At 53.2% G+C, this 8086-nt stretch carries 2 protein-coding genes, 3 tRNA genes and 3 rRNA genes (1 of these 8 cut by a window edge); all 8 read left to right on the top strand.

Annotated elements, in window-relative coordinates; translation table 11 throughout:
- Positions 1-97 (top strand): 16S ribosomal RNA (locus L2D14_17215); it begins 1405 nt to the left of the window's first position.
- A gap of 210 nt (positions 98-307) precedes the next feature.
- Positions 308-383 (top strand) — tRNA-Ala (locus L2D14_17210).
- 59 nt (positions 384-442) lie between these two features.
- Positions 443-519 (top strand) — tRNA-Ile (locus L2D14_17205).
- A 588-nt stretch (positions 520-1107) separates the two neighbouring features.
- A 23S ribosomal RNA gene (locus L2D14_17200) occupies positions 1108-3854 on the top strand.
- A gap of 173 nt (positions 3855-4027) precedes the next feature.
- Positions 4028-4142, top strand: a 5S ribosomal RNA gene (gene rrf / locus L2D14_17195).
- Together the 16S, 23S and 5S rRNA genes with 3 tRNA genes alongside form the textbook arrangement of a ribosomal RNA operon.
- Positions 4143-4465: 323 nt before the next feature.
- A tRNA-Met gene (locus L2D14_17190) sits at positions 4466-4542 on the top strand.
- A gap of 1607 nt (positions 4543-6149) precedes the next feature.
- A complete protein-coding gene (locus L2D14_17185) occupies positions 6150-7409 on the top strand; it encodes a TRAP transporter substrate-binding protein (protein WNJ99591.1) in 1260 nt (419 codons plus the stop codon).
- 134 nt (positions 7410-7543) lie between these two features.
- Positions 7544-8074, top strand: a complete 531-nt coding sequence (locus L2D14_17180; GenBank protein ID WNJ99590.1) for a TRAP transporter small permease — start codon at positions 7544-7546, stop codon at positions 8072-8074.
- Positions 8075-8086 lie beyond the last annotated feature (12 nt).

Here is an 8086-nt window from a genome sequence, read left to right as displayed (position 1 = left end):
AACCTTTTGGAGGCAGCCGGCCACGGTCAGGTCAGCGACTGGGGTGAAGTCGTAACAAGGTAGCCGTAGGGGAACCTGCGGCTGGATCACCTCCTTTCAAGGATGTTGGTTGTCGCATTTATGCGCGCTTAACGGAGTGCTTCGGCACGATGTTGCGTTGATGAGTGTTGATGCCCAACCCTTCATACTACTACTACGATCAAACTGTTCTTTATGGATGGCTTGCCGCCGTCTGCGTATCTCTTCCGTAATGTTAATCAGAGGCCGGATGGCGTAAGCCATCTTCCCCAGGTTATAGCCAATTCAAGGGGCCGTAGCTCAGTTGGGAGAGCGGTAGCTTTGCAAGCTTCAGGTCGTCGGTTCGATCCCGTCCGGCTCCACCATTCCCTGCATGTTCAGCGTGCCGGGATGGCAAAGAGGAAGGCTTCGGATCTCGAGTGCAGGGCCTGTAGCTCAGTTGGTTAGAGCGCGCGCTTGATAAGCGTGAGGTCGGAAGTTCAAGTCTTCCCAGGCCCACCATTCTTATCTGCGGGTGGCCGTGAAAAGACGGATATGTCAGGACAGTACGCTGTTCTGACATATCTGCCTTCGGCAGATTGCCACCGCTTTTGCGGTGATTTGACATTGTAAAGAGGAACGATCCTCGGACGATCGCATCATGATTGGATGCGTTTGCCACGAGGTTCTGTCTGGCAACGCCGGATACACTGGAAGACTTGCACAGTATTCCAGGAGTTCGCGAACGCGTTTGTTCGTGAATGCTTGTGTGTCCGGCATGATACAGACCTTCCGGAACCAGCCCTCGTTGGTGTGACGTACGTCTTTTGGCGTGCCGACATCGAGACCGACGGGGATCTTGGAAGGCTGTATCGCGTTGAGTTTAATAAGGTTCTGTGCGTTTCCGGTCTGCCTGTTTGCGGGCCGGGGCCGGATCGTTTGTAACGGGTTTCAAAAGGCCGTTACGGATTGATCCTGCATGGATTACAGGAACTCAGGTTCCGTTGGTCCGTGTCATCGATTTATCGATGCGAACAAACAATACGTTCGCACCCGGTGATTGATGGTGTGGTCTGCGGAGGTTCCGTTGGTCCGTGTTGCATGGGACGTTCTCAAGCAAATTAAGAGCATTTGGTGGATGCCTTGGCATCGAGAGGCGATGAAAGACGTGGCACTCTGCGATAAGCTGCGGGGAGGGGAGAGCACCCTTTGATCCGTGGATTTCTGAATGGGGCAACCCGGCGCTTTAGCGTCATCGTCAACTGAATACATAGGTTGGCGAAGCAAACCCGGCGAAGTGAAACATCTCAGTAGCCGGAGGAAAGGACATCAATTGAGACTCCGTTAGTAGTGGCGAGCGAACGCGGATCAGGCCAGTGGCAGTTGCGTAAGAACCGAAACCGTCTGGAAAGTCGGGCCATAGTGGGTGATAGCCCCGTACGGGTAGAAAGCGCAGTTGTCCTCGAGTAGGGCGGGGCACGTGAAACCTTGTCTGAACATGGGGGGACCATCCTCCAAGCCTAAGTACTCCTCGATGACCGATAGTGAACCAGTACCGTGAGGGAAAGGTGAAAAGCACCCCGACGAGGGGAGTGAAAGAGACCTGAAACCGAATGCTTACAAGCAGTCGGAGGGAGCTTGTCTCCTGACGGCGTACCTTTTGTATAATGGGTCAGCGAGTTAATTTTGCGAGCAAGCTTAAGCCGTTAGGTGTAGGCGCAGGGAAACCGAGTCTTAATAGGGCGCTTTAGTTCGTAGGATTAGACCCGAAGCCCGGTGATCTAGCCATGAGCAGGTTGAAGGTGCGGTAACACGTACTGGAGGACCGAACCCACTTATGTTGAAAAATGAGGGGATGACTTGTGGTTAGGGGTGAAAGGCCAATCAAACCGGGTAATAGCTGGTTCTCCGCGAAATCTATTTAGGTAGAGCGTCATGTATTGCCGTCGGGGGTAGAGCACTGGATGGGCTAGGGGGTCCCACAGACTTACCAAACCTAACCAAACTCCGAATACCGACGAGTATGAGCATGGCAGACAGACGGCGGGTGCTAAGGTCCGTCGTCGAAAGGGAAACAGCCCAGACCACCAGCTAAGGTCCCCAAATCACGACTAAGTGGGAAAGGATGTGGGAAGGCCAAGACAACCAGGAGGTTGGCTTAGAAGCAGCCATCCTTTAAAGAAAGCGTAACAGCTCACTGGTCTAAACAAGCCGTCCTGCGCCGAAGATGTATCGGGGCTAAAGTCGTGTACCGAAGCTGTGGACTTGATCTTTGATCAAGTGGTAGCGGAGCGTTCCGTAGGCCTGCGAAGGTGTACCGCGAGGTATGCTGGAGGTATCGGAAGTGAGAATGCTGACATGAGTAGCGATAAAGAGGGTGAGAAACCCTCTCGCCGAAAGTCCAAGGGTTCCTGCGCAAGGCTAATCCGCGCAGGGTGAGCCGGTCCCTAAGGCGAGGCCGAAAGGCGTAGTCGATGGGAACCTGGTTAATATTCCAGGGCCTGGTGGATGTGACGAATGGCGGTAGTTGTGAGGACTTATCGGATTGTCCTTGCTGCGAAGCTGTTCCAGGAAATAACACCACCGTATAGACCGTACCCCAAACCGACACAGGTGGACAGGTAGAGTATACCAAGGCGCTTGAGAGAACGATGTTGAAGGAACTCGGCAAAATACCTGCGTAACTTCGGGAGAAGCAGGCCCCGTTGATGGGCAACCATCGGCGGGGGGCACAGACCAGGGGGTAGCGACTGTTTACTAAAAACACAGGGCTCTGCGAAGTGGAGAACACGACGTATAGGGTCTGACGCCTGCCCGGTGCCGGAAGGTTAAAAGGAGAGGTGAGAGCCTTGAATTGAAGCCCCGGTAAACGGCGGCCGTAACTATAACGGTCCTAAGGTAGCGAAATTCCTTGTCGGGTAAGTTCCGACCTGCACGAATGGCGTAACGACTTCCCCACTGTCTCCAACATCGACTCAGCGAAATTGAATTCTCCGTGAAGATGCGGAGTACCCGCGGTTAGACGGAAAGACCCCGTGCACCTTTACTACAACTTCAGAGTGGTACTAGGGAATGACTATGTAGGATAGGCGGGAGCCTTTGAAGCGTCGGCGCTAGCTGGCGTGGAGGCACCCTTGAAATACCGCCTTTTTGTTCTCTGGTATCTAACCGCGATCCCTGAACCGGGATCCGGGACCCTCTGTGGTGGGTAGTTTGACTGGGGCGGTCGCCTCCTAAAGAGTAACGGAGGCGCGCGAAGGTGGGCTCAAGCCGGTCGGAAATCGGCTGTTGAGTGCAATGGCATAAGCCTGCCTGACTGCGAGAGCGACAGTTCGAGCAGAGACGAAAGTCGGTCATAGTGATCCGGTGGTCCCGCATGGAAGGGCCATCGCTCAACGGATAAAAGGTACGCCGGGGATAACAGGCTGATGATCCCCAAGAGTCCACATCGACGGGATCGTTTGGCACCTCGATGTCGGCTCATCACATCCTGGGGCTGGAGCAGGTCCCAAGGGTTCGGCTGTTCGCCGATTAAAGTGGTACGTGAGCTGGGTTTAGAACGTCGTGAGACAGTTCGGTCCCTATCTGCCGTGGGTGTTGGATACTTGAGAGGAGCTGCCCCTAGTACGAGAGGACCGGGGTGGACGTATCTCTGGTGGACCTGTTGTCACGCCAGTGGCACAGCAGGGTAGCTAAATACGGACGGGATAACCGCTGAAGGCATCTAAGCGGGAAGCCCCCCTCAAAACCAGGTATCCCTTGAGAGCCGTGGAAGACCACCACGTTGATAGGCTGGATGTGGAAGCATGGCAACATGCGTAGCTGACCAGTACTAATAGCTCGATAGGCTTCAGAACGTGCTCATGCGCACGGACGAACGGAACCTTTATTAACTCAATATGTTTGCCCATACTCAATGTCTGGGCGCGCTTTACGCATCGTAGAGCGGCATATACTTCAAACGCACACAAACCAGACAGAGAACGCCGCGTCACAACAGTGACAGGCAACAAACCTTGCGCTTCGACGACCTGGTGGTCATGGCAAGGGTGCCCCACCCGATCCCATCCCGAACTCGGACGTGAAAGCCCTTAGCGCCGATGGTACTGCATCTTAAGGTGTGGGAGAGTAGGTCGCCGCCAGGTCTTCGAAACGCAAGGCAAACAAAACAATCGTTCCTCTTTCTTCTTCCCGTTCCCGCATGGCCGGGATCTCCGATCGGGTCCATACAGAACGGGTACGAGGGATGGCGCAGCCCGCCCTGCCGAGACAACGCCGCACATGGCGTGCGGGAAAAGTTGTCGAGGCAAAACAAATAGCTGCTGCCGGGCCATACCCCGGTAAAAACCACTGTCGCGGGATGGCGCAGCCCGCCCTGCCGAGACAACGCCGCACATGGCGTGCGGGAAAAGTTGTCGAGGCAAAACAAATAGCTGCTGCCGGGCTATGCCCCGGTAAAAACCACTGTCGCGGGATGGAGCAGCCCGGTAGCTCGTCAGGCTCATAACCTGAAGGTCGCAGGTTCAAATCCTGCTCCCGCAACCAATAAATAAGGCCCCCAACTTGGGGGCCTTATTTATTGGGTCCGAGCGTGTGAATGAACCTGCTGTTTTGCACAAAAGCCGTTGTAAGACAACGGCTTGCAGTGGACACGAGGGCGCGAGCCCTACGTGACAAATCCTGCTCCCGCTGCGCGAAGCGGGCGGAACGCCTCCCCAAATAAAAAGCCCTCGTCTCAACAAGTTGGGGGCTTTTTGCTGTCCGGGGCGCTGCGGCCAAATATAAAGCTGGAAGCAAAATAGAAGCAGCTGGCGCAGGAAAAATATGCAATATGATCGTTCTAATCCGCAGTAAGTAAATAGAGTTAAACGGAAATCCTTCGGATTTGATAGTGTCCTTTCCCAGACGGGGTTGGATTCGCGAATCTCCACAACATCAACCGATTCGATCTCGCCCTTATGCGTCGTGTATGCTTGTCCTTTTGCCCAGATAGAGAAAGCCTTGAAGTACTGAACAGGGTAGCAATGCAAGTCGATTAATGATCAACGGCCAGCCGTCAAAAAATTGACTCGCCCGGAGTAATGCACGCGCATGGTGCGACAGCACCGGGCTTATTAATCTCCTTCAGAAACGCGAGTATCGGCACTGCTTGTTTCCCGAGTGTGGGTTTGGGGCAATCCAGGAACTTCAGGTCCAGATCATCCAAGTTAAACGGGTTACCGGGGTGTCCGGGTGACAGACGCGTTTCTCCACATATTTAAATCCGTCCAGCGCTACGACCTCCACGGCGAAATCAAGCATCTTCCGAGCCTCTTCGGGATGTACAACGACGAGAGACTGGAGGCGGCGAACGATCAGATCGGCCAGCGTCCCCTTCGTGAAACCATGGCTACCGCAAGGGCGCCCCGAGAGCGCCATAGCCGACTTCCACCAGTCGGGTGCAGGCAAGACGGAGTGTGGCGCCGGCGGCCTGTAACCGAGTAAACTGTGCGGTCTCTTGCACCGGGGAATCATCCTAACCAAAGTTCGTCGTTAGTTTGCGAAAAGTGACCGAAGACGGAGCCGCCCGTGGATTGAACGATTCCTCGTCGGAAAAATCCCCCGTTCAAGCTGAAATGCGGTCAAGAATTTGCCGAGAGACGTCTTGCCACGGTTTGACGTCTGACGGATGAACCGCATCCAGAATATGTATGCAGCCGGAAAGAACTACATCGGTGTCCATACAGAAGACTATGTCAATATAATCACTTTCTTGTAGCGAATGCTCTTAAAGAACTATTTAGAGGCGGCCTTTCTGTCCAGAATAGGTGTGTATGCGCTAAAGCGAACGGTGCTTTCATTCGCTAAACTTCCCTGCTTATGACCCTATCGTGCCCCAGATCTGTCATTCGAACTAGGTCGCAAGGTTGTTCGCGATGTTGTGCGGCGAAGTTTTTCTGACTGTAGGCACCTAAACTTCAAAGATATTGTGTCTATGGGGCTGTCTGTACGCAGAAGAGACGGCGCGCCTGATGAATGAACAATATATATCTTGATTAATAAAAAAAAGATTGCATTTAATGAGACTATCGTTTCTATTTTAACCCCGCTGGCATGCCATTGGTTTGTTATGACGGTGCAGAATTCAATAAACGCCAAATTGGGAGGCAAGTATGACTATCGATAAAGACGGGAAGACCGGTGAAGTTCAGAGCCCCGATGAGGGAATCACACGTCGTGACTTCGTTCGAATCGCCAAGCGATACGGGATGATGTCGACAATGATGGCAGGCGCCGGCATGGCTGGGCTGATATCAGCGCCGAGACTGGCCGAAGCGGCGAAGTCAACATATGAGCGACGGTTCAAGAGTGAACCAAAAATTACGTTAAAGTACGGAGCGGCCGGTTATACCCCCCAGATCCTCAGTGTCGAGAAGGCTGGCATGCTGCATTTCGTGCGTGAATTGGAAGCTCGTACGGACGGCGCTGTGCGGATCGAGTACCTCGATGGTGGGCAGATTTGTAACCAGCTCGATTGCATTAAGAAAACTCAACAAGGGATTGTCGATATTTTCTCAGCGTCGACGCAGAATTCAGCCGCATCCGCACCTTATTACAATGTCCTTGATTACCCATACATGTTCCCTTCCCGGGCGTCGATGCACCATTTTTTCTATCACCCGAAAAGTGAAGAATTGTTCCGCAAACCGATGCGTGAGCGCCATGGCATTGAGTTCATGTATACTCATTGCGAACTGCGCGGGCTCTATCTTGGGCTGAAGTGGGACGACAAGCCTTTGGTCACGAGCATTGACCAGATCAAGGGCGCCAAAATTCGGGCAACCGGGAGTAAGATGGGACGCACCGCACTTGGATTGATGGGGCTGAACCCTGTCCCAGTTGCTTGGGAAGAAACCCTCGAAGGCCTTAAGAACGGTTTGATCGACGGCGCTGAAACCGGTGCCGGGGCAGTCGCTTACGCTGGCATGAGCCCGGTCGTTTCACAGGCGCTCGAAATTGGCTTTTTTGCGAACACGGAGCACGCAGCCTTCAACGTTAAGAGCTTCGAAAAACTCGGCTCTGCTTACCAGGAGCAGGCGCTCGAAGCGGCGTATGCGGCTCAAGTCTATACGCAAGGGATGAACGAAGCCGCATTGATGCAAATCACCGGCCGGACGGCAACGCCGACCCCTGGAAGTATATGGGAGAAGGAAGGTGTGCGCGTCAGTTTCTTCTCGAAAGAAGAAATAGACAAGATCAAGAAAAGTTGTACGCCGGAGCATAACCCTGAGCCCTGGGCGGAGTGGCGCGAACGCTTAAACGATTGGTCCGGCGGGCATGATACTTATGCCGAGATCGGTGCTATCGCCCGGGAGATTCCTGAAGATACACATGCCGTCAATGTTGAGCCACGTCGCTGGTGGCGCGGTTAATTCCGTGACAGTTTAATCAAGCCCGGCGCATTTTATGCGCCGGGCTTGATGCGACTGGTATCAGGAATGATGGTATTGCGGCTCAATTGGGTTTTATACACCAGATGTCGGTGCCGTGAGGAATGGAGGGTCAAATGACTGCCGCTTCAATATGGCGTGTGGTCGACGAAAACCTAGAGAAGTTCGTCGTCTCAATTAGTTTTGCTGTGCTTGCTGGAATTATAATATTGGCCGTGGTCCAGCGCTTTGTCTTTAACTATCAAAGCCCATGGAGTGGTTCGATCCCAGTGTACCTGTTTCTTTGGGTCACCTGGATTGGAGCTGCTTATAATATACGTACACGCACCCAACTTCGCTTCGGAGAAGTGAGGGCGAACCTTCCGTACAATGGTAAGTTTTTGTGTGTGTTGCTGGATGCTGCCCTCTGGTTAGGGGTCTCAGCTGTCGTCATATATTTCGCGATTGAGCAAATTCAGCTTGTGCATATGAATTTTGCTATCGTTCAGGGTACCGACAATCTTCCTCAATGGTGGTTTTACTTGGCAACACCAATTGGTTGGGGCCTCGTAATTTTTCGGGTCATTCAAAACCTGGTCATAGACATAACGGCTTATCTTCGCAAAGAGCCGCTAGAGGTCGACACTACAATATTTACGGCCGATTAAAAGCTGGGACAC

This window comes from Thalassospiraceae bacterium LMO-JJ14 (assembly GCA_021555105.2).
Classification (GTDB): domain Bacteria; phylum Pseudomonadota; class Alphaproteobacteria; order Rhodospirillales; family Casp-alpha2; genus UBA4479.
The sequence above is the reverse complement of the archived record's forward strand: the minus strand, read 5'-3'. Positions and strand labels throughout refer to the sequence as shown.

What these genes read in the sequence shown, in the direction of transcription:
- L2D14_17185 (WNJ99591.1), top strand. Translation starts at nt 6,150, where the DNA reads ATGACTATCGATAAAGACGGGAAGACCGGTGAAGTTCAGAGCCCCGAT.
- L2D14_17180 (WNJ99590.1), top strand. Translation starts at nt 7,544, where the DNA reads ATGACTGCCGCTTCAATATGGCGTGTGGTCGACGAAAACCTAGAGAAG.